The following is a 24879-nucleotide window of genomic DNA, read 5'->3' as shown; positions in this document are numbered from 1 at the left end:
TAACTGACGACACATCAGATTGGTGGCTCAAGGTACGCCCGGGGTCTTACGGAGGGAAGACAAAGGACAGCCCCGGATTGACCGTTCGTCAGTGCGCCCGGCGGCCCCGCTGCCAGACGGCCGAGACGAGCGGAACGCCCGGGCGGTAGGCGAGGTGGACGTGGCTCGGGGCGTCCAGGAGGGCCAGGTCGGCACGGGCTCCGGGGGTCACGACGCCGATGTCCGCGCGGCGCAGGGCGCGGGCGCCGCCGGCGGTGGCCGACCACAGGGCCTCGTCCGGGGTCATCCGCATGTCGCGCACGGCGAGGGCGATGCAGAAGGGCATCGAACTCGTGTAGGAGGAGCCGGGGTTGCAGTCCGTGGACAGCGCGACGGTGGCGCCCGCGTCGATCAGGCGGCGGGCGTCGGGCCACACCGCGCGGGTGGAGAACTCGGCACCGGGCAGCAGGGTGGCGACCGTGGTCCCCGCGGCCTGGGCGAGGGCGTCCACGTCGGCGTCGGTGAGGTGGGTGCAGTGGTCGGCGGAGGCGGCCTCCAGCTCCACGGCGAGCTGTACGCCGGGGCCGTAGGACAGCTGGTTGGCGTGCACGCGCGGGATCAGGCCGGCGGCGGCGCCCGCGGTGAGGATCGCACGGGCCTGGTCGCCGTCGAAGGCGCCCTTCTCGCAGAAGACGTCCACCCAGCGGGCGTACGGGGCGCAGGCCGCCAGCATCTCGCCGGTGACGAGGTCGACGTAGCCGGCCGGGTCCTCGGCGTAGTCCGGGGAGACGATGTGCGCGCCGAGGTAGGTGACCTCCTCGGTGTGCGCGGCGGCGATGCGCAGGGCACGGGCCTCGTCGGCGACGGTGAGGCCGTAGCCGGACTTGGTCTCGAAGGTGGTGGTGCCCTGGCGGCGGGCCTCGTCGAGGTGCCGGACGAGGTTCGCCTCCAGCTCCGCGTCGGTGGCGGCGCGGGTGGCGGCGACGGTGGTGCGGATGCCTCCGGCGGAGTAGGCGCGGCCGGACATCCGGGCGTTGAACTCCTGGGTGCGGTCGCCGGCGAAGACGAGGTGCGAGTGGGAGTCCACGAAGCCGGGGATCAGGGCCCGACCCTGCGCGTCGAAGCTCTCGTCCGCGGCCGGAGCCTTGCCGGCGGGGCCGACCCAGGCGACCTTGTCGCCGTCGATGACGACGGCGGCGTTCTCGATCAGGCCGAGGGGGGTTCCGTCGCCGAGGGCGGGGTCGTTGGTGACGAGGCTGCCGATGTTGGTGATGGCGGTGGTGGTCATGATTCCTCGCGGTGGTCGAGTTGTTTTGTTCCCCCACCCCGCCCCTTCCCGAAACTGGGGCTCCGCCCCAGACCCCCTACGGCGCTCCGCGCCCGCTCCTCAAACGCCGGCGGGGCTGGATTTCCAGCCCCTCCGGCGTTTGAGGAGCGGGGTCCGGGGCGGAGCCCCGATCTTCAGCCTCGCCGGCGTTTGAGGCGTGGGGGTCTGGGGGCGGAGCCCCCGGTTGCGGGAAGCAGGCGAAGCGGTCAGGCGCGCAGGGCTGCGATGGACTCGGACAGGGCCGTCGGGACGTTCCCGACCAGGGTGTGGTGGCCGTCGCGGACCACGTGGCGGCCGCCGACCACCGTGTGGCGGACGTCGGCGGCGGTGGCGGCGAAGACCGCCGTCTCGGCGCCCAGTCGGGCCGGCGCTCCCGCCGTCCGGACGGAGTCCAGTGCGATCGTGGTGAAGTCCGCGAGCGCGCCGGTCTCCAGGCGGCCCGCGTCGCCCAGGCCCAGTGCCGCATGGCCGTCGGCGGTGGCGGCGGTGAGCAGGGCGTTCGCCGTCCAGTGGCCCCGCGTACGGCTGCGCAGGCGCTCGTTCAGCTCCATCGCGCGGGCCTCCTCCAGCAGGTCGATCACGGCGTGGCTGTCGCTGCCGAGCGAGAGCGGGCTGCCCGCGTGCTGGAGGCGGGTCGCCGGGCCGATGCCGTCGGCGAGGTCCCGTTCGGTGGTGGGGCACATGCAGGTGCCGGTGGTGCTCCCGCCGAGGAGGGCGATGTCCGTGTCGGTGAGGTGGGTGTTGTGGACGCCGGTGGTGCGCGGGCCGAGCACCCCGTGGTCGGCCAGCAGCTGGGTCGGCGTGCGGCCGTGGGCGGCCTGGCAGGCGTCGTTCTCGGCGGTCTGCTCCGAGAGGTGGACGTGCAGGGGCGCCCGGCGCTCCTCGGCCCAGCCGGCGACGGTGGCCAGTTCGGCTGCGGGTACCGCGCGGACCGAGTGGATCGCGGCGCCGATCAGGGCGTGCTCGCGGGGCTTGAGGGCCGACACTCGCTCGGCCCAGGCCTCGGCGGTGCCGTCGGAGAAGCGCAGCTGGTGGCTGTTGGGGGCCTCGCCGAAGCCGGAGGACAGGTAGGCCGTGTCGAGGAGGGTGATCCGGATGCCGGCCGCGGCGGCGGCCTCGATCAGGGCCTCGCCCATGGCGTTGGGGTCGGCGTACGGGGCGCCGCCGGGCGCGTGGTGGACGTAGTGGAACTCGCCGACGTTGGTGATGCCGGCCAGCGCCATCTCGGCGTAGACGGCGCGGGCGAGCGCGAAGTAGCTGTCGGGGGTGAGGTTCTGGGCGACCTTGTACATGAGGTCGCGCCAGGTCCAGAAGGTGCCGGAGCCGACCTGGACCGTGGAGCGCAGGGCCCGGTGGAAGGCGTGACTGTGCGCGTTGGCCAGCCCGGGCAGGGTCAGGCCGCGCAGCACCTCGGCGCCCGGCGGCGGGGTCTCGACCCCGGTGCGCAGGGCCCCGATCCGGCCCTGCTCGTCAACCTCCAGGGCGACGCCCGGCTCGACATGCGTGCCGAGCCAGGCGTGCTCCAGCCAGTACGTCGTCAACGACATGCCAGGCCTTCCAGTACGTCGGCGAGGGCGAGGACGCCGGCCACGCAGTCGTCCTCGGCGGCGAACTCCTTCGGGGAGTGGGAGACGCCGGTCGGGTTCCGTACGAACAGCATGGCGGTCGGGACGGCCGCGGAGAGGATTCCCGCGTCGTGTCCCGCCCCGGTGCCGAGGACGGGGACGGCCCCGCCCAGGATCCGGTTCATCTCGTCGCGCAGGGCGTGTTCGAACTCGACGACCGGGGTGAAGGACTCCCGGACGATGCCGAGGTCGATGCCGTCCTGGTCGGCGCGCTCGCGGGCGGCCTTCTCGATGGCGGTGACGACCGTGTCGAGGGTGGCCTGGTCGGCGGCCCGGGAGTCGAGCCAGCCGCGCACGAGCGAGGGGATGGCGTTGACCCCGTTGGGCTCGACCGAGATCTTCCCGAAGGTGGCCACGGCCCCGGCGAGGGCCGCCTCCGTACGGGCGGCCAGCACGGTCGCCGCGTACGTGAGCATCGGGTCGCGGCGGTCGACGAGCCGGGTGGTGCCGGCGTGGTTGGCCTCGCCGCGGAAGTCGAACCGCCAGCGGCCGTGCGGCCAGATCGCGGAGGCGATGCCGACGCGGTCCCCGGAGAGGTCCAGGGCGCGGCCCTGTTCCACGTGGAGTTCGACGAAGGCGCCGATCCGGCCGAGGCGTTCGGGGTCGGCTCCGATGGCCTCGGGGTCGTATCCGGCGGCCTCCATGGCCTGCGGCAGGCCGATGCCGTCGGCGTCGCGGAGCTCGTACGCCTTCTCCTTGGTCAGCTGCCCGGCGGCGAGCCGGGAGCCGACGCAGGCGAGGCCGAAGCGGGCCCCTTCCTCGTCACCGAAGTTGGTGATGGCGAGCGGCCTGGAGAACTCCGCGCCCCTCCTGCGCAGCTCGTCCAGGGCCGCGAAGGAGGACACCACGCCGAGGGGGCCGTCGAAGGCCCCGCCGTCGGGGACGGAGTCCAGGTGCGAGCCGGTGACCACGGCGTCCCCCGCGAGGGGGTCGCCGAGCCAGGCCCACTGGTTGCCGTTGCGGTCGGTCTCGTACGTCAGCCCGCGCGCCTCGGCCTGCTCCTGGAACCAGGTGCGGCAGTCGGCGTCGGCCCCGCTCCAGGCGTAGCGGCGGTACCCGCCGCTGTCGGCGTTGCGGCCGATGGGCGCCAGCTCGGCCCACATCTCGTGGAAGGTCACGCGTCGTCGCCCTCGCGCATGGGGATGCGGACGCCGCGCTCGTCGGCGACGGACTCGGCGATGTCGTAGCCGGCGTCGACGTGGCGGATGACGCCCATGCCCGGGTCGTTGGTGAGGACGCGGCGGATCTTCTCGCCGGCCAGCGGGGTGCCGTCGGCGACGGTGACCTGGCCCGCGTGGATGGAGCGGCCCATGCCGACGCCGCCGCCGTGGTGGATGGAGACCCAGGAGGCGCCGGAGGCCACGTTGACCATGGCGTTGAGCAGCGGCCAGTCGGCGATGGCGTCGGAGCCGTCGAGCATGGCCTCGGTCTCGCGGTACGGGGAGGCGACGGAGCCGCAGTCGAGGTGGTCGCGGCCGATGACCAGCGGGGCGGCGAGGGTGCCGTCGGCGACCATCTCGTTGAAGCGCTCGCCGGCCTTGTCGCGCTCGCCGTAGCCGAGCCAGCAGATGCGGGCGGGCAGGCCCTGGAAGTGGACGCGCTCGCCGGCCATCTTGATCCAGCGGTGCAGGGACTCGTTCTCCGGGAAGAGCTCCAGCAGTGCCTTGTCGGTCTTGTGGATGTCGGAGGCCTCGCCGGACAGGGCGGCCCAGCGGAAGGGGCCCTTGCCCTCGCAGAACAGCGGCCGGATGTAGGCGGGGACGAAGCCGGGGAAGGCGAAGGCGCGGTCGTAGCCGGCCAGCTGGGCCTCGCCGCGGATGGAGTTGCCGTAGTCGAAGACCTCGGCGCCGGCGTCCATGAAGCCGACCATGGCCTCGACGTGCTTGGCCATGGACTCGCGGGCCCGGGTGGTGAAGCCGGCCGGGTCCTTGGCGGCGTAGGCGGCCATGTCGTCGAAGTCGACGCCGGTCGGCAGGTAGGCGAGCGGGTCGTGCGCGGAGGTCTGGTCCGTCACGATGTCGATCGGGGCGCCCTCGGCCAGCATCTGCGGGAGCAGGTCGGCGGCGTTGCCGAGCAGGCCGATGGAGAGCGGCTTGCGGGCGTCGCGGGCCTCGACGGCCAGCTGCAGGGCGTGCTGCAGGCTGTCGGCCTTGACGTCCAGGTAGCGGTGCTCGATGCGGCGCTCGATGGCGCGCGGGTCGACGTCGATGCAGATCGCGACGCCGTCGTTCATCGTCACGGCCAGCGGCTGGGCGCCGCCCATGCCGCCGAGGCCGGCGGTCAGGGTGATGGTGCCGGCGAGGGTGCCGTTGAACTTCTTGGCGGCGACGGCCGCGAAGGTCTCGTAGGTGCCCTGGAGGATGCCCTGGGTGCCGATGTAGATCCAAGAACCGGCCGTCATCTGGCCGTACATGGTCAGGCCCAGCTGCTCCAGGCGGCGGAACTCCTCCCAGTTGGCCCAGTCGCCGACGAGGTTGGAGTTGGCGAGCAGGACGCGCGGCGCCCACTCGTGGGTCTGCATCACGCCGACCGGGCGGCCGGACTGGACGAGCATCGTCTCGTCCTGCTTGAGGGTCTGGAGGGTGCGGACCATCGCGTCGTACGAGCGCCAGTCGCGGGCGGCCTTGCCGGTGCCGCCGTAGACGACGAGCTTGTCGGGGTGCTCGGCGACCTCGGGGTCGAGGTTGTTCTGGAGCATCCGCAGCGCGGCCTCCTGCTGCCATCCCAGGGTGCTGAGCTCGGTGCCTCGCGCGGCACGTACGGGGCGGGGTCCTGACATGGCGTTGCCTCCTCCGATGTTGGTCAATCTATTCACATCCTCCCGCCCTGAATAGATTCAGTCAACAGCTGCGGGCGGCCCGGTCGAATGATGGGATGGCCGACATGGGCACCGAGAAGGCCGCCGGCAGCGCTGCCGCGCGCCGCGATCTGGCCGTACGAGCCGCTGTCGAGCAGGGAATCGTCGGCGGGGCCGACCCCGCCCCACCCCTGGTCTGCCTGCTGGACGTCGCCGGGATCCGGGCCTCCGCCGCCGCCCTGACCAGCGCCTTCGCGGCCGCCCTGGCCCCCGGCACCCCCGTCCTGCACGCCTTCGCCGTCAAGGCCGCCCCGCTCGTCCCGGTGCTGCGGCTGCTCGCGGACGCCGGGCTCGGCTGCGAGGTGGCCAGCCCCGGCGAGCTGGCGCTGGCCCGGGCCGCCGGGGTGCCCGCCGGACGGACCGTCCTGGACTCCCCCGCCAAGACGGTGGCCGAGCTGCGCGAGGCCCTGGCCCTGGGCATCGCCGTCAACGCCGACAACCCGCAGGAGCTGGCCCGCCTCGACGCGCTCGTCGCGCAGGCGCCCACCACGGCGCCGATCGGCCTGCGGATCAACCCGCAGACCGGCGCCGGCGCCATCGACGCGCTGTCCACCGCCACGGCGACCTCGAAGTTCGGGATCGCCCTGCGCGATCCCGGCGCCCGCGAGTGGCTCGTACGGGCGTACCTGGACCGGCCGTGGCTCACCCGCCTGCACGTCCACTCGGGCTCGCAGGGCGTCCCCCTGGCCCTGATCGCGGAAGGCGTACGGGACCTGCACGCGTTGGCGGAGGAGATCAACGCGGCCGCCGGGCGTCGCCAGGTCGACACCCTCGACATCGGCGGCGGCCTGCCGGTGAACTTCGCGTCGGACGAGGAGACGCCCCGGTTCGCCGCGTACGTGGCCGCACTGCGCGAGGCGGCCCCCGCACTCTTCTCCGGCGCGTACGGCCTGGTCACGGAGTTCGGCCGGTCCCTGCTGGCCAAGCACGGCCTCGTGCTGGCCCGGGTCGAGTACACCAAGACCACCGGGTCCCGCCCGATCGCGCTCACCCACGCCGGGGTGCAGCTGGCGACGCGCACCGCGTACGCGCCGGCGGCCTGGCCGGTGCGGATCCTGCCGTACGACGCGAAGGGGGACCCGAAGAGCGGCGACCCGGTCGCCCAGGACGTCGCGGGGCCGGCCTGCTTCGCGGGGGACCTGCTCGCGACGGCCCGCGAGCTGCCGCTGCTCGCCCCCGGGGACCTGATCGGCGTCCCGGACACCGGCGCGTACTTCTTCACCGCGCACTACGGCTACAACAGCCTCCCCCGCCCGGCGGTCCACGGCTTCACGCTCACGGCGTCGGGCGAGGTCCGCTTCAGCCTTGCCAGGCCGGCGCAGTCCGTCGCGGACATCGTGGCGGAGGCGGGTGGCGGGCTCCGCGACGCCCTGCGGTAGCCGTTGCGCGGAGCCCCTCCCCGCCCCACCCTTTCTCCGTTTCCCGGGTGCCACCCCGTTTCCCTTCGCCCGCCTCAAGCGCCGGCGGGGCTGAATTGGCCCCGCCGGCGCTTGAGGCGCGGGGTGCGGGGCGGGGCCCCGGATCCTTCAGCACCGGTGGCGGGCCACAGTCGGGTGGCGGGCTCAGTGGGCCGACAGGATGGCCGCCAGGGCAGGGGCCAGGCCCGCCACGACCTCGGCCGGAGTCAGCGAGGTGACCGCGGGCAGGTGCAGCAGGTAGCGGGTCAGGGCCAGGCCCAGAAGCTGCGCGGAGACCAGGCCCGCCACGGCCGCGGCCCGCTCCGGGCCGAGGGCGGCCGCCAGCGCCGGGGCGACCTGCGCCGCGAACACCTCCCGCATCCGGGCCGCGGCCTGCTCGTTGGTGACCGCGGAGCGCAGCAGCACCAGCAGGGCGTCATCGGCCGGGTCGCCCTCCCACCGCTCCACGAAGTGGCGTACGAGGGCGGCGGGGAGCTCGGCGGCCGGCACGGCGCCCAGGTCGGGCAGGCGCAGGTCCACCGCCAGGGCGGTGTCGAAGAGCTGCCCCTTGCTGCCGAAGTACCGCATGACCATCGACGGGTCGATCTCCGCGTCCGCCGCCACGGCGCGGATGGTCGTGCGCTCGTACCCCTCGGCGGCGAACCGCTCGCGCGCGGCGCGCAGGATCACGGCCCTGGTCTGGTCGGAGGAGCGTCGCTCTGTCATGCCAACAACCATAGGCCAACAAGCGTTGACATGCCAGTGCGGCAGGCGCATCCTTATGCCAACAGTCGTTGGCCAACAATCGTTGGCCCGCCGGAGGAGGCCCGCATGACCCGCACCGCCGCACTCCCGCTCCCCGCCCGCACCGAGGTCGCCGTGGTCGGCGCCGGACCCACCGGTCTCGCCCTCGCCGTGACCCTGGCGGAAGCCGGCATCGACTTCGTGCTCCTCGACCGGCAGGCCGAGGGCGCCAACACTCCCCCTGGCTCCGCCGGGGGGACCCCCACCCGGGCCGCCGTCGTGCACGCGCGCACCCTGGAGGTCCTCGACGAGCTGGACCCGAGCGGCGCCCTGACCGCCGACCTCGTCGGCCGCGGCGTCCCCGTCTCCCGGTTCCGGATCCGCGACGGCGCCCGCCCGCTCGCCGCCGTGGACTTCGACGGCCTGCCCACCGCCCACCCGTACGCCCTGATGGTCCCCCAGTACGAGACCGAGGCCGTCCTGCTGAGCCGCCTGCGGGCGCTCGGCGGCGAGGTCCACCGCCCGTACGAGGTGACCGCCGTGGCCCAGGACGCGGACGGGGCCACCCTCACCACCGCCACCGGCGAGACCCTGCGCGCCGCCCACGTCGTGGGCGCCGACGGGATGCACAGCGCGGTCCGCGGGGCCGCCGGCATCGCCTTCGAGGGCAGCGCGTACGGGGAGTCCTTCGTCCTCGCCGACGTGGTCATGGACTGGGCCCCGGGCCCCCACGAGGTCACGCTCGCCTTCGGCGCCGCCGGGCCCACCGTGATCGCCCCGCTGCCCGGAGGGCGCTACCGGATCGTCGCCGCCGTCGCCGAGGCCCCCGCCGAACCGGACCTCGCCTTCGTCCGGGACCTGATGGACGAGCGCGTCCCCGGCCAGGCGGCCGTCCGCGAGCTCGTATGGTCCTCCCGGTTCCGGATCCACCACCGGGTCGCCGCCGCCTACCGCGCCGGACGGCTGCTCCTCGCCGGGGACGCGGCCCATGTGCACAGCCCGGCCGGCGGTCAGGGCATGAACACCGGCATCCAGGACGGCTACGCCCTCGGCCGCGCCCTGGCCACCGGGGACCTCGACGGCTACGAGGCCCGGCGCCGCCCCGTCGCCCGGCGCGTGGTGGCCTTCACGCACCGGATGACCCGGGCCGCGACCACCCGGAACCCGGTCCTGCGCACCGCGCGCAACGCCCTGCTGCCGCTGCTCGCCCGCATCCCGGCGCTGCGCGACCGCCTCGCCACCGAGCTGGCGGAGCTCAACTACCGCTGAGGCTCACTCCACGAAGAGGCCCCGGGCCGCGGCCCGCGCGTCGAAGGCTTCCAGGCGGGCCTGGGCGTCCGGGAGGGCGTCCGCCATCGCCTCCAGCAGGACCCGCCCCAGCAGCATCGGCGCGCACGCGGTGTCGAACGCCAGCCCGGTCCCGACCGGCGCCGGGATCAGCAGGTCCGAGTGGCGGGCCACGGGCGCGAAGGCCGAGTCGGCGACCGTCACCACGGTCAGCCCGGCCGCACGCGCGTGCTCCAGCGCCTCCGCCACCTCCCGGGGATGGCGCGGCAGCGCGAAGCACAGCAGTGCCGAGGCCCCCGCGCCGGCGGCCGCGTCGATCCGGTCGGCGAGCATCGAGCCGCCCTCGTCGAGGAGGCGCACGTCCGGGTGCACCTTGGCCGCGAAGTACGCGAACCCGCGCGCCTGCGAGGACGCCGCCCGCAGCCCGAGCACCGGCAGCGGGGCCGAGGCGGCGAGCAGCCGCCCCGCCTCCTCGACGGGCGCGGGATCGGCGAGCATCTCGGCCAGCTGCCGCAGGTTCTCGATCTCGCCGAGCACGGCCTGCTGGTACTCGTTGTACGCGTCCTCCTGCGCGGCCTCGACCCGCTCGGCGGGAGCCACCTCGCGCAAGTGCCGGCGCAGCGCGGGATACCCGTCGAAGCCCAGCGCCACCGCGAACCGCGTCACCGACGGCTGGCTCACCCCGGCCAGCTCGGCGAGTTCGACGCTCGACAGGAAGGGCACCTCCGCCGCTCCGCGGACCATGCAGTGCGCGATCCGCCGCTGGGTGGGCGTCAGCCGGTGCCCCTCGAACAGCTTCTGCAGCCGCGCGGCCGGGCTGTCACTCATGCCGTCCCCTCCGTCCCGGTGAGATATTCAGTCACGGAGCACTCTGCATGCGGTTATGCAGCGGAGCAAGCCGTGCCCGCGATCCGGATAGGGGGGCTATCCCCAGTGCCGGGGCCCGCGGCGGTTCCTACCGTGGAGGCATGGACGCCCACGCCCAAGAGCTGAAGAAGGAACTCGACGCCACGATGGACGCCCGGCGGGAGCTGGGTCCGGAGTACGAGGCCGCACTGGTGGACTCGTTCGTCGAGAAGGTCGACACCCAGGTCCGGCGGCGCCTCGCGGAGGAACGCCTGTCCGCGGCCCGCGGCGACACCCGCCCCTCCGCCTCGCCGGCGGACGGCAACTTCGGCGAGCGCTTCGGCTTCGCGATCATCACGCTGGTCCTGGCGATCCCGCTGTCGGCCATCGCCGCCACGCAGGCACGGCTGCCGGGGCTGATCGTCACCTGGGTGGGAATCGTGGGCGTGAACTTCATCCACGCCCGTCGCCCCCGGCGCGGTACGCAGGTCCCCCGGGACTGACCCCGGCCCCGCCACCACCGCCCGCACCGGCGAGTGAGCCGAAGGGGCCGGCACAAAGCGCCCCGGAGGCGAACCGAGCCGCAAAAAGGGGTGCGCGGGGACCGCCGCACCCTCGGTTGCCCGAGGGGCGGGACGACGGCGGTCCCCGCGAAGGACACGGCCGGGTCAGGGCCGTCCGCGTCCGTGGCGTCCGCGCGGTCCGGGAGCCGCTCCGGAGGTGCGCGTACGCCGTTCGGTGGTACCGGCCGGGATCCGGTCTCCCGGGCTTCCCTGCCGACAACCACCACTGTGCCGGAGCCGTGTTAAGCCGGTGCTGCCGTCACGTGTCATGCCCGTACCGTTTGCGCGAAGGCCACGCGCGGCTCCGTACGGGCTACTTGGAGGACTTGGCGAGGAACGCCAGCAGGTCCTGACGGCTCACCACACCGGTGGGCTTGCCCTCGACCAGCACGATCGCCGCGTCGGCCTCGCCGAGCACCGCCATCAGTTCGGACACGGGCTCGCCCGAGCCGACCTGCGGCAGCGGCGAGCTCATGTGCTTCTCCAGCGGGTCGGTCAGCGAGGCCCGCTGCGCGAACAGCGCCGCCAGCAGCTCCTTCTCGACGACCGAGCCGATGACCTCGGCGGCCATCACGTCCGGGTGACCGGCGCCCGGCTTGACGATGGGCATCTGCGAGACGCCGTACTCCCGCAGGACCTCGATCGCCTGACCGACCGTCTCCTCGGGGTGCATGTGGACGAGGGAGGGGATGCCGCCCTCCTTGTCGTTCAGCACGTCGCCGATGCGCGCGGCGGGGCCGGCCTCCTCCAGGAAGCCGTGTCCCGCCATCCACTCGTCGCTGAAGATCTTGCTGAGGTAGCCGCGGCCGCTGTCCGGCAGCAGGACGACGACCACGTCGTCCGGCCCGAGGCCCTCGGCGGCCTTGAGCGCGGCCACGACGGCCATGCCGCAGGAGCCGCCGACGAGCAGGCCCTCCTCCTTGGCGAGGCGGCGGGTCATCTGGAAGGAGTCCTTGTCGGACACCGCGATGATCTCGTCGGTGACGTTCGGGTCGTAGGCGGTCGGCCAGAAGTCCTCACCGACGCCCTCGACCAGGTACGGACGGCCGGAGCCGCCGGAGTAGACCGAGCCCTCGGGGTCGGCGCCGATGACCTTGACCTTCCCGCCGCTGACCTCCTTGAGGTAGTTGCCGGTACCGGAGATCGTGCCGCCGGTGCCGACGCCCGCGACGAAGTGGGTGATCTTCCCGTCCGTCTGGTCCCACAGCTCGGGACCGGTGGTCTCGTAGTGCGAACGGGGGTTGTTCGGGTTGCTGTACTGGTCGGGCTTCCAGGCGCCGGGCTCGCGCGCGAGGCGGTCGGACACGTTGTAGTACGAGTCCGGGTGCTCGGGGTCGACGGCGGTCGGGCAGACCACGACCTCGGCGCCGTACGCGCGCATCACGTTGATCTTGTCCATGGACACCTTGTCAGGGCAGACGAAGATGCACTTGTAGCCCTTCTGCTGGGCCACGATGGCGAGTCCTACACCCGTGTTGCCGCTGGTCGGCTCCACGATGGTGCCGCCGGGCTTGAGGGCTCCGCTCTGCTCGGCGGCCTCGATCATCCGTACGGCGATCCGGTCCTTCACGGATCCACCGGGATTGAAGTACTCGACCTTCGCAAGGACGGTGGCCTGCAGGCCTTCGGTCACACGGTTGAGCTTCACCAGCGGGGTGTTGCCGACGAGGCTGATCATCGAGTCGTGGAATTGCACCATGTTCTCCAAGGAGGGGACTCCACGGGTTCTCCGGGAGGCACGGCCAGAGTATGCGCAAAGGGATTGGCCGACCGTGTGTACGGGGCAGGTAGGGGTCAATGAGGACCGAGGAGGTGGCCTGAAGGGTGTCCAGGGCGAGAACGGCCCGCCGGATCGCGGCGGGGGCAGCGTACGGCGGGGGCGGACTCGGACTGGTCGGGGCCGCCGCGGTGGGGCTGGTGCTGGCGGAGGTGCAGTTCGCGAAGCGGACGGTGGGCACCGGGCTGGGCGAGCCGCCGCGCGCCGACGGGCTCTACGGGAGCGAGTTCGGCGGCCCCGAGCAGAGCCCGGGCCCGCTGCGCCTGGGCATGCTGGGCGATTCCACGGCCGCGGGACTCGGCGTACGGCGGGCCCGGCAGACTCCGGCGGCCCTGCTGGCGTCCGGGCTGGCGGCGGTGGCCGAGCGGCCGGTGGAGCTGCGCAACGTGGCCCTGTCGGGGGCCATGTCGGACGACCTGGACCGGCAGGTGGGGCTGCTGCTGAACGACTCGGGACCCGCCCCGGACGTGTGCGTGATCATGATCGGCGCGAACGACGTGACGCGCCGGCTGCCGCCGACCCAGTCCGTGCGCTGCCTGACCTCGGCCGTGCGGCGGCTGCGGATGGCGGGGGCCGAGGTCGTCGTGGGCACCTGTCCGGACCTGGGCACGATCGAGCCGGTGTACCAGCCGCTGCGCTGGGTGGCCCGGCGGGTCTCGCGCCAGCTGGCCGCCGCGCAAACCATAGGAGTGGTCGCGCTGGGCGCCCGTACGGTCTCCATGGGTGACCTGCTGGGCCCGGAGTTCGCCGCGAACCCGCGCGAGATGTTCGGCCCGGACTCCTACCACCCGTCGGCGGAGGGGTACGCGACCGCCGCCATGGCCGTGCTGCCGACGCTGTGCGCGGCGCTCGGCCTGTGGCCCGAGTCGGACCGGCTGGACGTGTCCCGGGACGAGGACATGCTGCCGGTGGCGAAGGCCGCGTCCGCCGCCGCGGGCCAGGCGGGCACGGAGGTCACGGCCGCCCGCGGCCCGTGGGTCCTCCTCAAACACCGCCGCCGGCGCCGCGTCCAGGCCGAAGACCCGTCCACACCCGCCGGCGTCCCCGACCCCACCTGACCCCTCCACACCCCCACAGCCCCACCGACGCCTCTCAGCCCCGCCGGCGTTTGAGGAGCGGGGTCCGGGGCAGGGCCCCAGCAGCGGCGCCGCACATAACGACGTGCAGGACCCGCCCGATGGACCGCAACCCCCGCGGGAGCGACCGGCATCACACCCCCCGCCCGGTGACCTCGACCGTACGGGGCGGTAACTTCGCATGCGGTCCCGCAACGACGCACCCCCTTGGAGTCCCGATGCCCGAAGCCGTCATCGTTTCCACCGCCCGCTCCCCGATCGGGCGTGCCGGCAAGGGCTCCCTCAAGGACGTCCGCCCGGACGACCTGACCGCGACGATCATCCAGGCCGCCCTCGCCAAGGTCCCCGAGCTGGACCCGCGCCAGATCGACGACCTGATGCTCGGCTGCGGCCTCCCGGGCGGCGAGCAGGGTCACAACCTGGCCCGCATCGTGGCCGTGCAGATGGGCATGGACTACCTGCCGGGCACCACGATCACCCGTTACTGTTCCTCCTCGCTCCAGACCTCCCGCATGGCCCTGCACGCCATCAAGGCCGGCGAGGGCGACGTCTTCATCTCCGCGGGCGTCGAGACGGTCTCCCGGTTCGCGAAGGGCTCCTCGGACGGCCTGCCGGACACGCACAACCCGCTCTTCGGCGACGCGGAGGCCCGTACGGCCGCCGTCGCGCAGAGCGAGGGCTCCTCCTGGCGCGACCCGCGCGAGGACGGCCTGATCCCCGACGCGTACATCTCGATGGGGCAGACCGCCGAGAACCTGGCCCGCCTCAAGGGCGTGACCCGTCAGGACATGGACGAGTTCGGCGTGCGCTCGCAGAACCTCGCCGAAGAGGCCATCAAGAACGGCTTCTGGGCCCGCGAGATCACCCCGGTCACCACCCCGGACGGCACGGTCGTCTCGACCGACGACGGCCCGCGCGCCGGCGTGACCCTGGAGGGCGTGCAGGGCCTCAAGCCCGTCTTCCGCCCCGACGGCCTGATCACGGCCGGCAACTGCTGCCCGCTCAACGACGGCGCCGCGGCGCTGGTCATCATGAGCGACACCAAGGCCCGCGAGCTGGGCCTGACCCCGCTGGCCCGGATCGTCTCCACCGGCGTCACCGCCCTCTCACCCGAGATCATGGGCCTGGGCCCGGTCGAGGCGTCGAAGCAGGCCCTGAAGCGGGCCGGCCTGACGGTCGGCGACATCGACCTCTTCGAGATCAACGAGGCCTTCGCGGCCCAGGTCATCCCGTCGTACCGGGACCTGGAGATCCCCCTCGACAAGCTGAACGTCAACGGCGGGGCCATCGCCGTCGGTCACCCCTTCGGGATGACCGGTGCCCGCATCACCGGCACTCTGATCAACAGCCTGCAGTTCCACGACAAGCAGTTCGGCCTCGAGACGATGTGCGTCGGCGGCGGCCAGGGCATGGCCATGGTCATCGAGCGCCTGAGCTAATTGGATCAAGACCGGCGCCCAGGCGCCGCAAGGGATCCGGCCGGATCCCTTGCGGCGTACTGACACCGGATCTAATCCCGTCGCGGCCGACCTGTGACCGAATCTCCCCCAGGATGTGACCTATCTCCTGGGGGATCGGCATTTATGCAGGTCAGAGGCAATGTGGGGGGCGCGGGTGTGACCAAAGCCCTGTCCAATTCGTGACGTAATGCACTGCACGCCATTCCCAGGTCGGGACACTCTGATGTAGGAAGTCGGGGGATCGAATCACCTCAGGAGTTAGTCAGTGAGCGCCATGTCTCTTGCCCTGCTGCTGACCACTGCCGCTGCCGCGGTCGTGGGCGCTGCTGCGCTGCACGCCGTCCACGGTCTGCGCAAGCAGGTCACCGCCCTGCGCACCGAGCTGGCTGCGCCGGTCCACCACCGCGGTGCGACCGTCCCGCACGCCCGCAGCGCCGTGGAGTCCCCCGCCGCGGAGATACGAGCCGCCGTGGCCGAAGCCCTCGCCGAGGAGCGCGAGCGCGAGCTGGCCGAGGCGCGTGCCTTCTGGGCCGCGCAGGAGGCCCGTGACGCCGCCGACGCCCCGTCGCTGCTGGGCGGCCTGGCCGGGCTCGGCGAGGACAGCCCCGTCTTCCTGCCCCGGCAGGCCGACATGGTGGGTCTGGAGCCCGTCCTGGGCGAGGACGCCCTCGACGAGCTCCCCGGCTACCCCGAGGATTCGGCCGAGCTGGCCGCCGCCCGCCGGCGCCACCCCTCGCACCCCGACTTCGTACCGGTCCAGGCCTCGCACCCCGGCGCCGACCACGAGCGCACCGTCAGCCGCCTGGAGGAGCTCGCGGAGGCCCGTACGGCCCTCGCGGACGTCCGTCCCGGCCCGCTGGGCACGCTCGACGTGTACGTCTTCACCGACGGCACGACGCTGTGCATGACCCCCGGGCACCGGGAGACCGCGGAGCGCCTCGCCGAGGCCCTGCGTTCGGGCACCGCGCCGGTCCTGCTCGGCGGCTCGGGCATCTCCGGCGCCTACGCGCTGACCTTCTCCTGCGGCGACTCCGAGGACCCCGACAGCAACGTCTACATCCTCGCGGACCGCGTCATCGCATCGCTCTGATCTCCGCCTGCTCCACCAGCCCCACGGCCTCGTCCAGCATCAGGGACGGGGCCGTCTTGCCGTCCGGGGCGCCGGCGGCGGCGCGCAGCGCCTCGGCGAGGTCCAGGCCGGCCACCGCCACCTGGTCCCCGACGACGAAGATGCCCGCGTCCGGAAGCTCCCGCGGCGCCTGCCCGGGCGTCTCCAGCCGCTGCGCCCGTACGGAGAGCTCTCGGGCCAGCTCCAGGGCCGCGGCGGCGGCTCCCTGCTGCAGGCGGCTCTGCGGCGCGGCCCGCAGCCGGTCGGCGAAACGTTCCACGACGGCGGTCAGGGGCGAAGTATCAAGCACCCGGCCGACCTTACGCGCCGCCCGGGCACCATTGCCAACGGGCGAACTCTCCGGCACGGTGGCGTGAAGAGAACAGCACGGCGATACCTCCGGAGGCGCCCATGTCCGTAGAGTTCTCCGAGCAGACACACCGCAACATGATCGACAGAATCCCCCAGACCACCGGTCGTGAGGTCTCCGACTGGCTCCGCGCCGTCGACGAAGGCCCCTCACTCGTCCGGTTCGAGGAGAAGGTCAGCTGGCTCCGCGGCGCGCACGAGCTGTCGTACGGCCAGGCCAAGGCGATCATCCACGAGTACGACCTGCGCAGAGCAGCGCGCCGGTTCGGCTGAACCCCTCCCCCGACCCCCGTGTCCCCTAGACGCGGGAAGGCCCCGCGAGCCGTGTGCTCGCGGGGCCTTCCCCGTGCTGCGGGTGGTGCGCGCAGGCCGTGGCGGCCTGCGGGTCCTGCTAGTCGTCGCCCGAGAGGATCGAGAAGATGCGCAGCATCTCCACGTAGATCCACACCAGGGTCATGGTGAGGGCGAAGGCCGCCAGCCAGGCCTCCTCGCGGGGGGCACCGTAGGTGATGCCGTCCTCGACCTGCTTGAAGTCGAGGGCGAGGAAGCAGGCGCCGAGGATGACGCCGATGGCACCGAACAGGAGGCCGAGGCCGCCGCTGCGGAAGCCGAGGCCGTCACCGCCGCCGAACACCGCGAAGAGCATGTTCACGAGCATCAGGAGGACGAAGCCAAGGGCCGCGGCCATCACGAAGCCGTAGAAGCGGCGGGTGACGCGGATCCAGCCCATCTTGTACCCGAGGAGCACGGCGGCGAAGACGCACATCGTGCCCATCACGGCCTGCATGACCACGCCGGGGCCGAGGTAGGTGCTGACGGCCGCGCTGATGACCCCGAGGAAGACGCCCTCGAAGGCCGCGTAGGCCAGGATCAGACCCGGGGAGGGCTTGCGCTTGAAGGACTGGATCATCGCGAAGACGAACGCGACCAGCATGGCGCCGATGGCGATGCCGTACGACTTGTTGATGTTGCCGGGGTCGACGGGCAGGAACACCCACGCGAGGGTTGCCGTCACGACGAGCGTGCCGAGCGTCATGGCCGTACGGCTCACGACGTCGTCCATGGTCATCGCGTTGGCGCGCGCCGGTGCCTGCGGCATACCCGTGGCCGGGTCGGTCGCGTACGGGTTCGTCGCGTACGGGTTGGTCCCGGCCTGCTGGTGCTGCGGCGCTTCAAAGCCCGCGTAGCCACCGTTGTCGCGGCTGAACCCCCGTCGCGAGAAGACCGGGTTACTGCTCCTCATCTCACTCCTCCGTGGCCGCCGAGCGCGGCCTTGCAACAAGAGTAATGCGCTCGCAAAGAAAGCACCCTACTGCTGGAGGAGGATCTTAGGAGAAGGCAGCGCGAAGCGCAGGGGATAAAGGAGCGAGCCTCGCGAGAACTGCGGAGTGCCCGGAGCCGGACTTGAACCGGCACGGCCCGAAGGCCAGCGAGGTTTAAGCTCGCCGTGTCTGCATTCCACCATCCGGGCAGGGCGTGGCGGCCCCCGTGTAAAAGCCTTCAACGCTGATCCGAGCCTATCCGGAACGCCGTCGCCGCTGACCGGCCGTCAATCCGATGTTGTCTGATTTTATTGGCGCTTGAGGGATCGTCAGGCCCGAGAATGCACGGTCGGCCCGTTCTGGGCGCCGATCACCACGTGTACGGGATTGACGGGATTTCGATGGCCCGCGCCACCCCGCGCGCCACCCTTCCCGCCACCCCGGGACACCGCCCCTCCGATCAGGGCTCCTGTCATACCAGAGGAGGAGGCGCACGCGCCGTCCATCAGACTCCAGTGGGCCGGGAAACAAGCTCGGCGGCTGATCCGGAGCGGGGGTGCCCGCGGCGAGGATGGAATCGTCCCCGCACCGCAGATCGAGGAGCCGTCCTGTGACCACCATGAACTACGCCCCGCACACCGCCCAGGCCGTGGCCGCCCGCGCCACCGGCCTCTCCAAGGTGTACGGACAGGGCGAGACCCAGGTGGTCGCCCTGGACAACGTCTCCGTGGACTTCGCGCAGGGACAGTTCACGGCGATCATGGGCCCCTCGGGCTCCGGCAAGTCCACGCTGATGCACTGCGTCGCCGGCCTGGACACCTTCTCCGCCGGCTCCGTCCGGATCGGCGACACCGAGCTGGGCACCCTCAAGGACAAGCAGCTCACCCAGCTGCGCCGGGACAAGATCGGCTTCATCTTCCAAGCCTTCAACCTGCTGCCGACCCTGACGGCCCTGGAGAACATCACGCTCCCCATGGACATCGCCGGCCGCAAGGCCGACAAGCAGTGGCTGGACAACGTGATCAGCATGGTCGGCCTCTCCGAGCGCCTCTCCCACCGCCCCACCCAGCTCTCCGGCGGCCAGCAGCAGCGCGTGGCCGTCGCCCGCGCCCTGGCTTCCCGCCCCGAGATCATCTTCGGCGACGAGCCCACCGGAAACCTGGACTCGCGTTCCGGCGCCGAGGTCCTCGGCTTCCTGCGCAACTCGGTGCGCGAGCTCGGCCAGACCGTCGTGATGGTCACCCACGACCCGGTCGCCGCCTCCTACGCGGACCGCGTCATCTTCCTCGCCGACGGCCGGATCGTCGACGAGATGTACGGGCCCACCGCCGACGGCGTGCTCGACCGCATGAAGGCCTTCGACGCCAAGGGCCGCACCAGCTGACCCGGGATCTCCCTCCCCGGCCCTCCTCCAGACTTCCAGCCCCAGGACTGAGATCCCCCATGTTCCGTACCGCCCTGCGCAACGTCCTCGCGCACAAGGCCAGGCTGCTGATGACGGTGCTCGCCGTCACCCTCGGCGTCGCCTTCGTCTCCGGCACCCTCGTCTTCACCGACACCCTCAAGAAGTCCCTCTCCGGCCAGAGCGCCAAGGACTACGAGGGCGTCGCCGTCTCCGTCACCTCGTACGGCCAGGGCCGCGACGAGAACGGACAGAAGGAGGGCGAGCCCGGCCTCGGCCAGCAGACCCTCGACAAGGTCAAGGCGCTCCCGGGCGTCGACACCGTCTCCGGCCGCGTCTCCGGCTTCGCCGGCGTGGGCGACGAAAACGGCAAGCTGATCGGCTCCGGCTGGTCCAACAAGGGGGGCAACTACACCCCCGTCAAGGACGGCAAGGACCCGCGCTACGCCTTCATACAGGGCGCAGGACCGGCCAAGGCCGACGAGGTCGCGCTCGACAAGGCCACCGCCGACGCGGGCGCCTACAAGGTCGGCGACCGGGTCCGCGTCGCCACCAACGGCCCGGTCAAGGAGTACTCCCTCGCCGGTGTCTTCACCACCGAGGACGGCGCCGTGCAGGCCGGCGGCAGCCTGGTGCTCTTCGAGACCAAGGTCGCCCAGGAGCTCTACCTCAAGCCCGGCTACTTCCAGGAGCTGTCCGTCGCGGCCAAGGCCGGCACCTCCGCCGACACGCTGCTCGCCGACATCAAGCCGCTGGTCGACGACAAGCACACCACGGCCAAGACGGGCGCCGAGCTGGCCGCCAAGCAGGCCAAGGACATCGAGAAGGGCCTCGGCCAGATGGGCACCATGCTGCTCGTCTTCGCCGGCATCTCGCTCTTCGTCGGCATCTTCCTGATCTACAACACCTTCACCATGCTGGTCGCCCAGCGCACGAAGGAGCTGGCCCTGCTGCGCGCCGTCGGCGCCAACCGGGGCCAGGTCATGCGCTCGGTCCTCGCCGAGGCCCTGGTCGTCGGCGTCCTGTCCGCCGTCGTCGGCCTGCTCGGCGGCATCGGCCTGGCGGTCGGCATGCGCTCCGTACTCGAATCCTTCGGCGCCAAGCTCCCGGGCGGCGACCTCGTGATCGCCCCGGGCACCATCGTCGCGGCCCTCGTCATCGGCGTCCTGGTCACCACGGTCGCCGCGGTGCTGCCGGCCTGGCGCACCGGCCGGATCGCCCCGGTCGCCGCCATGGGCAGCGCCCACCTGCCGGCCACCGCGAAGTCCCTGGTCGTGCGCAACGTCATCGGCTCGATCATCAGCGTCATCGGCATCGGCCTGGTCCTGCTCGGGGTCTCCACGGGCGGCGACAGCGGCCGCATGACCATCGGCGCGGGCGCCTTCTTCATGCTCATCGGCATGATCGTGCTGCTGCCGCTGCTCGCCAAGCCCGTCATCGGGGCCGTCCGCCCGGCGCTGCAGAAGGTGTTCGGGATCCCCGGCAAGCTGGCCTCCCAGAACGCCGTCCGCAACCCGCGCCGCACCGCCGTCACCGCCGCCTCCCTGGCGATCGGCCTGACCCTGGTCACCACCCTGTCGGTGCTCGGCATCACCATCGGCAAGGTCGTCGACCGGATGAGCACCGAGAAGCTCAAGGCCGACTACAAGGTCTCCATGGCCGGCGGCATGGGCTACCTCGACAAGTCGGTGGCCGAGACCCTGGCCAAGACCCCCGGCATCAAGGCCGTCTCCCCGCAGACCGCCGGCTACTTCATGGTCGGCGACGACTTCCGGTCCGCCTCCGGCGTCACCCCGGCCGCCATCGGCCAGCTGCTGAACATCGAGACCGTCAGCGGCTCGGTGGACTCCCTCGGCAAGGGCGAGGTCCTGGTCGCCGAGAAGACCGCGAAGAAGGCGAACCTCTCCGTCGGCTCCACGCTCGACGTGAAGTACGAGGACGGCCAGCAGGGCACCCTCAAGGTCGGCGCGGTCTACAAGGACATGGAGGGCCTGCTCTCCCCGTACGTCCTCGACGACAAGATCCTCGGCCAGCACAGCGAGGAGAGCGCCGTCGCCGAGGTGTACGTCAACGTCGAGGGCGGCTCGTCCAAGGCCGGCCAGCAGAAGGTCGTCGACGCCCTGGGCAAGAACCCGGCCATCAACGTCGCCACCCGGCAGGACATGCGCAACGAGATGGGCGGCCAGATCAACCTGATGCTGAACATCATGTACGGCCTGCTCGGCATGGCGCTGCTCATCTCGGTGCTCGGTGTGGTCAACACCCTGGCGATGTCCGTCTTCGAGCGGACCCAGGAGATCGGCATGCTGCGGGCGATCGGCCTCGACCGGGGCCGGGTCAAGAACATGATCCGCCTGGAGGCCGTGGCGATCTCGCTCTTCGGCGCGGCGCTGGGTGTCGCCATCGGCGTCTTCCTCGCCTGGGCGGTCGGCAGCACGCTGGCGAAGAGCATGCCGAGCTACGAACTGATCCTCCCCTGGGACCGGATCGGCATCTTCCTCCTGCTGGCCGCCGTGGTCGGCGTACTGGCCGCCATGTGGCCGGCCCGCAGCGCCGCCCGCCTGAACATGCTGACGGCCATCAAGACCGAGTAGCGGGACGCGGGACGGCGAACGGACAGGGCCCCGGGGCATCACGCCCCGGGGCCCTGTCCCGTTGTGCACATACGTTTCCGCTGCGCCGTTTCCGCTGCGCCGTTTCGGCTACGCCGTTTCCGCTACGCCTCCAGGTGCGCCCCAGGTGCGCAGCCGCAGCGGCAGGCCGGACCTGCCGGTGGCCGAGGGCTTCACGGCGAGGACCTGGTTGACCCCCAGGCGGCCGTGCTCGAAGCCGAGCGCGCAGGCCGCCATGTAGAGCTGCCAGACCCGGGCCCGGCCCGGCGAGGTGAGCCGGACCGCCTCGTCCCAGTGCTTCTCCAGCCGCGCCACCCAGGCCCGCAGGGTCAGCGCGTAGTGCTCGCGCAGCGCCTCCACGTCGCGGACCTCGAAGCCGGCCCGCTCCAGTTCGCCCACGGTGGTGCCGAGCGGGGAGAGCTCGCCGTCCGGGAAGACGTAGGCGTCGATGAACTCGTCGATCCGGTACGCCTCTTCGTCGGGCTCCGGCGGGCGGGCGATCTGGTGGTTCAGCAGCCGCCCGCCGGGGCGCAGCAGGGCGTGCAGGGTGCGGGCGTACTCCCGGTAGCGGTCGGCTCCGACGTGTTCGGCCATGCCGATGGAGGAAATCGCGTCGTACGGGCCGTCCTTGACGTCCCGGTAGTCCTGGATGCGCAGCTCGACGAGATCGGCCAGGCCCTCCTCGGCGACCCGCTTGCGGCCGTACGCGGCCTGCTCCCGCGAGAGCGTGACGCCGGTGACCCGGACCCCGTACTCGCGGGCGGCGTGCAGCGCCATGGAGCCCCAGCCGCAGCCGACGTCGAGGAGGCGGTCGCCGGGCTGCAGGGCGAGTTTGCGGCAGACCAGGTCGAGCTTGTCGCGCTGGGCCTGCTCCAGGGTGGAGCCGGGGCTCCAGTAGGCGCAGGAGTACACCATCGAGGGGCCGAGCACCCGCTCGTAGAAGTCGTTGCCGACGTCGTAGTGGTGGCTGATGGCCTGGCGGTCGCGGCCCTTGCTGTGGCGCTGCCCGCCCCGCCGGGCCGCCTCCTCGGCGGGGGGCGCGGGCGGCGGCAGCGGTCCGGCGAGCGCGATCAGCTCCCGTATGGCGTCCCGCCGGGCCGGATCCCGGAGCAGCCGGGCGGCTTCCGGCACGGCGAGCGGGCGGGCCCCTCCGACGCGCCGCGCGAGGCCCTCCAGGGCCGCGAGCGGCCCGCTGCGGCCGGCGGGCGGCGGCCCTTCCTGCGGGGGCCGTTCCCACAGGACCCCCGCCACGTGGTCCAGCAGGGCGAACAGGTCGCCTTCGACGGTCAGTTCCCCCGCCACCCACGCGCGGGCCAGGCCCAGTTCGCCGGGCTTCCACAGCACCCGCCGCACGGCGCGGCGGTCGTGGATGACGAGTACGGGGCCGGTGGGCGGGCCGGCCTCGCTGCCGTCCCAGGCCCGGACGCGCACCGGCAGCGGGGCACCCAGCAGAGTCTCGGCAACAGCGGCCAGCCGCGGCGCGGCGTCGGTCATGGCGCACCTCCACAAAAGCTCCGACCCCTCCGTCTACCCATCCCGGGGCCCGAGTACGCCGAAGGGGCCGCCCGCACCACGGATGGCGGGCGGCCCCTTCGGGGACGTGCAGGTACTGCTCAGGGTCCTGCCGGCTTGCGCCGGGTCAGGAAGCCTTGGCCTTCTGGGCCGTGGCGGCCGGAGCCGGGGCGGGCTTGGCGGCCTCGTAGAACTCCTCGCGCGGGGTCTCGAGAGCACCCAGCGAGACGACCTCGCGCTTGAGGAACATGCCGAGGGTCCAGTCGGCGAAGACGCGGATCTTGCGGTTCCAGGTCGGCATGGCCATGCCGTGGTAGCCACGGTGCATGTACCAGGCGAGCCGGCCCTTGAGCTTGATCTTCGTCTTGCCCATGACGATCATCGCGACGCCCTTGTGGAGGCCGAGGCCCGCCACCGCACCCTTGTTGGAGTGCGAGTACTCGGCCTGCGGGAAGCCCCGCATGCCCGAGATGACGTTGTCGCCGAGGACCTTGGCCTGGCGCAGCGCGTGCTGGGCGTTCGGCGGGCACCAGGCGTTCTCGACGCCGGCCTTGCGGGAGGCGACGTCCGGAACCTGGGCGTTGTCGCCGGCGGTCCAGATGTAGTCCGTGCCCGTGACCTGGAGGGTCGGCTGGGCGTCCACGTGGCCGCGGGGGCCGAGCGGCAGGCCGTAGCGGGCCAGCACCGGGTTCGGCTTGACGCCGGCGGTCCAGACGATGGTGTTGGAGTCGACCTCGAGGCCGTTCTTCAGCACCACGTGGCCGTCCACGCAGGAGTCCATGGAGGTGTTGAGGTAGATCTCGATGCCGCGGGACTCGAGGTGCTCCTTGCCCCAGGTGCCGAGCTTGGGCCCGACCTCGGGAAGGATCTTGTCGGCCGCGTCGACCAGGATGAAGCGCATGTCCTCGCGCTTGATCGTGGAGTAGTACTTCGCGGCGTCGCGGGCCATGTCCTCGACCTCGCCTATGGTCTCCGCACCGGCGAAGCCGCCGCCGACGAAGACGAAGGTGAGGGCCTTGCGGCGGACGTTCTCGTCCGTCGTGGACTCGGCCTTGTCGAGCTGCTCGAGGACGTGGTTGCGCAGGCCGATGCCCTCTTCGACGCCCTTCATACCGATGCCCTGTTCGGCGAGGCCGGGGATCGGGAAGGTGCGGGAGACGGCGCCGAGCGCGATCACCAGGTAGTCGAAGGGCAGCTCGTACGCCTCGCCGACCAGCGGCGTGACGACGGCGACCTTGCGGTCCTGGTCGATGCTGGTGACCCGGCCGGTGAGGACCTCTGCCTTGGGCAGCACGCGTCGCAGCGGGACGACGACGTGCCGAGGCGAGATGCTGCCTGCGGCCACTTCAGGGAGGAAGGGCTGGTAGGTCATGTACGAGCGCGGGTCGACGACCGTGACGGTCGCCTCGCCGTAACGCATCTTCTTCATGATGCGCTTGGCTGCGTACAGGCCTACGTACCCACCTCCTACAACGAGGATCCTGGGACGCTCCGTGGTGCTCATGGAACGAGTATCCAGCACCCAATGGGGTGCCGCTCGTGAGCCCCTTCACAAGGAGTGGGAGGGGCTCTGCTACACTCCGCCGCCCACGTGACGGACGTCATGGCGCGCAACGGGAACCACCGTGTATCGGGAGTCGTTGTTCACCCGTCCTGAACTGGCCTCCAAGGCTTCA

The 24879-nt window shown here is 72.2% G+C and carries 20 protein-coding genes and 1 tRNA gene; 9 read left to right on the top strand and 12 right to left on the bottom strand.

Annotated features, from left to right (window positions below; all coding sequences use genetic code 11):
- Nucleotides 1–88: 88 nt before the first annotated feature.
- The 4 genes from hutI to hutU all read right to left on the bottom strand — a co-directional run bounded on the left by hutI (nt 89) and on the right by hutU (nt 5710).
- Complete coding sequence (gene hutI, locus ACIPYQ_RS08695) at nt 89–1267, bottom strand: imidazolonepropionase (RefSeq protein WP_401247555.1); 1179 nt, start codon at nt 1265–1267, stop codon at nt 89–91.
- Nucleotides 1268–1512: 245 nt separating this feature from the next.
- Entirely contained in the window at nt 1513–2853 is a 1341-nt protein-coding gene (locus ACIPYQ_RS08690) for a formimidoylglutamate deiminase (RefSeq protein WP_401247552.1), read from the bottom strand.
- Nucleotides 2844–4034 (bottom strand): allantoate amidohydrolase, encoded by a 1191-nt coding sequence (locus tag ACIPYQ_RS08685; protein ID WP_401247732.1) that lies wholly within the window; start codon nt 4032–4034, stop codon nt 2844–2846. Before ACIPYQ_RS08685 ends, ACIPYQ_RS08690 begins: the two co-directional genes overlap by 10 nt.
- 11 nt (nt 4035–4045) lie before the next feature.
- Entirely contained in the window at nt 4046–5710 is a 1665-nt protein-coding gene (gene hutU, locus ACIPYQ_RS08680; protein ID WP_361756078.1) for a urocanate hydratase, read from the bottom strand.
- A gap of 95 nt (nt 5711–5805) precedes the next feature.
- On the opposite strand from hutU, the gene ACIPYQ_RS08675 reads away from it, so the two are divergent.
- Entirely contained in the window at nt 5806–7167 is a 1362-nt protein-coding gene (locus ACIPYQ_RS08675; protein ID WP_401247549.1) for a diaminopimelate decarboxylase, read from the top strand.
- A gap of 183 nt (nt 7168–7350) precedes the next feature.
- Here ACIPYQ_RS08675 and ACIPYQ_RS08670 read toward each other — a convergent pair whose 3' ends face one another.
- Nucleotides 7351–7911, bottom strand: coding sequence for a TetR family transcriptional regulator (locus ACIPYQ_RS08670; RefSeq protein WP_401247546.1), 561 nt, complete (start codon nt 7909–7911; stop codon nt 7351–7353).
- A gap of 105 nt (nt 7912–8016) precedes the next feature.
- On the opposite strand from ACIPYQ_RS08670, the gene ACIPYQ_RS08665 reads away from it, so the two are divergent.
- Complete coding sequence (locus ACIPYQ_RS08665; protein ID WP_401247544.1) at nt 8017–9198, top strand: FAD-dependent oxidoreductase; 1182 nt, start codon at nt 8017–8019, stop codon at nt 9196–9198.
- 3 nt (nt 9199–9201) lie between these two features.
- Here ACIPYQ_RS08665 and ACIPYQ_RS08660 read toward each other — a convergent pair whose 3' ends face one another.
- Nucleotides 9202–10044: a MurR/RpiR family transcriptional regulator gene (locus ACIPYQ_RS08660; protein ID WP_361756072.1), complete on the bottom strand. Its 843-nt coding sequence runs from the start codon at nt 10042–10044 to the stop codon at nt 9202–9204.
- A 140-nt stretch (nt 10045–10184) separates the two neighbouring features.
- On the opposite strand from ACIPYQ_RS08660, the gene ACIPYQ_RS08655 reads away from it, so the two are divergent.
- Entirely contained in the window at nt 10185–10565 is a 381-nt protein-coding gene (locus tag ACIPYQ_RS08655) for a hypothetical protein (RefSeq protein WP_361756069.1), read from the top strand.
- Nucleotides 10566–10938: 373 nt separating this feature from the next.
- Here ACIPYQ_RS08655 and ACIPYQ_RS08650 read toward each other — a convergent pair whose 3' ends face one another.
- Entirely contained in the window at nt 10939–12321 is a 1383-nt protein-coding gene (locus ACIPYQ_RS08650) for a cystathionine beta-synthase (protein ID WP_361756208.1), read from the bottom strand.
- A 128-nt stretch (nt 12322–12449) separates the two neighbouring features.
- On the opposite strand from ACIPYQ_RS08650, the gene ACIPYQ_RS08645 reads away from it, so the two are divergent.
- The 3 genes from ACIPYQ_RS08645 to ACIPYQ_RS08635 all read left to right on the top strand — a co-directional run bounded on the left by ACIPYQ_RS08645 (nt 12450) and on the right by ACIPYQ_RS08635 (nt 16028).
- Nucleotides 12450–13460 (top strand): SGNH/GDSL hydrolase family protein, encoded by a 1011-nt coding sequence (locus tag ACIPYQ_RS08645; protein ID WP_401247540.1) that lies wholly within the window; start codon nt 12450–12452, stop codon nt 13458–13460.
- 236 nt (nt 13461–13696) lie between these two features.
- Entirely contained in the window at nt 13697–14917 is a 1221-nt protein-coding gene (locus ACIPYQ_RS08640; RefSeq protein WP_361756063.1) for an acetyl-CoA C-acetyltransferase, read from the top strand.
- 295 nt (nt 14918–15212) lie between these two features.
- Nucleotides 15213–16028 (top strand): hypothetical protein, encoded by an 816-nt coding sequence (locus ACIPYQ_RS08635; protein WP_361756205.1) that lies wholly within the window; start codon nt 15213–15215, stop codon nt 16026–16028.
- On the opposite strand, the gene ACIPYQ_RS08630 is transcribed toward ACIPYQ_RS08635, so the two are convergent.
- The gene (locus ACIPYQ_RS08630; RefSeq protein ID WP_401247537.1) at nt 16012–16356 is read right to left on the bottom strand and encodes a hypothetical protein; all 345 of its coding nucleotides are present in this window, start codon (nt 16354–16356) and stop codon (nt 16012–16014) included. The genes ACIPYQ_RS08635 and ACIPYQ_RS08630 overlap by 17 nt on opposite strands.
- 101 nt (nt 16357–16457) lie before the next feature.
- Here ACIPYQ_RS08630 and ACIPYQ_RS08625 point away from each other — a divergent pair, with 101 nt between their 5' ends.
- Nucleotides 16458–16688 carry a DUF4287 domain-containing protein gene (locus ACIPYQ_RS08625; RefSeq protein WP_319721871.1) on the top strand — a complete coding sequence of 77 codons (231 nt, stop codon included), beginning with the start codon at nt 16458–16460 and terminating at the stop codon, nt 16686–16688.
- A 118-nt stretch (nt 16689–16806) separates the two neighbouring features.
- Here ACIPYQ_RS08625 and ACIPYQ_RS08620 read toward each other — a convergent pair whose 3' ends face one another.
- On the bottom strand, nt 16807–17658 hold the full coding sequence (locus tag ACIPYQ_RS08620; protein ID WP_401247534.1) for a Bax inhibitor-1/YccA family protein: 852 nt from the start codon (nt 17656–17658) through the stop codon (nt 16807–16809).
- A 146-nt stretch (nt 17659–17804) separates the two neighbouring features.
- Nucleotides 17805–17886 (bottom strand) — tRNA-Leu (locus ACIPYQ_RS08615).
- A 410-nt stretch (nt 17887–18296) separates the two neighbouring features.
- Between ACIPYQ_RS08615 and ACIPYQ_RS08610 the strand changes: the two genes are divergently transcribed.
- Both ACIPYQ_RS08610 and ACIPYQ_RS08605 read left to right on the top strand, forming a co-directional pair.
- The gene (locus ACIPYQ_RS08610; protein WP_362238191.1) at nt 18297–19061 is read left to right on the top strand and encodes an ABC transporter ATP-binding protein; all 765 of its coding nucleotides are present in this window, start codon (nt 18297–18299) and stop codon (nt 19059–19061) included.
- A 59-nt stretch (nt 19062–19120) separates the two neighbouring features.
- On the top strand, nt 19121–21673 hold the full coding sequence (locus ACIPYQ_RS08605; RefSeq protein ID WP_401247531.1) for an ABC transporter permease: 2553 nt from the start codon (nt 19121–19123) through the stop codon (nt 21671–21673).
- A 108-nt stretch (nt 21674–21781) separates the two neighbouring features.
- On the opposite strand, the gene ACIPYQ_RS08600 is transcribed toward ACIPYQ_RS08605, so the two are convergent.
- Nucleotides 21782–23185, bottom strand: coding sequence for a class I SAM-dependent methyltransferase (locus tag ACIPYQ_RS08600; protein ID WP_401247528.1), 1404 nt, complete (start codon nt 23183–23185; stop codon nt 21782–21784).
- A 145-nt stretch (nt 23186–23330) separates the two neighbouring features.
- Nucleotides 23331–24707, bottom strand: coding sequence for an NAD(P)/FAD-dependent oxidoreductase (locus ACIPYQ_RS08595; protein ID WP_401247526.1), 1377 nt, complete (start codon nt 24705–24707; stop codon nt 23331–23333).
- Between the last annotated feature and the right edge of the window lie 172 nt (nt 24708–24879).

The sequence above is a fragment of the Streptomyces sp. NPDC090045 genome (genome assembly GCF_044747975.1).
In the GTDB taxonomy this organism is placed as follows: Bacteria; Actinomycetota; Actinomycetes; order Streptomycetales; family Streptomycetaceae; genus Streptomyces.
The sequence above is the reverse complement of the archived record's forward strand: the minus strand, read 5'-3'. Positions and strand labels throughout refer to the sequence as shown.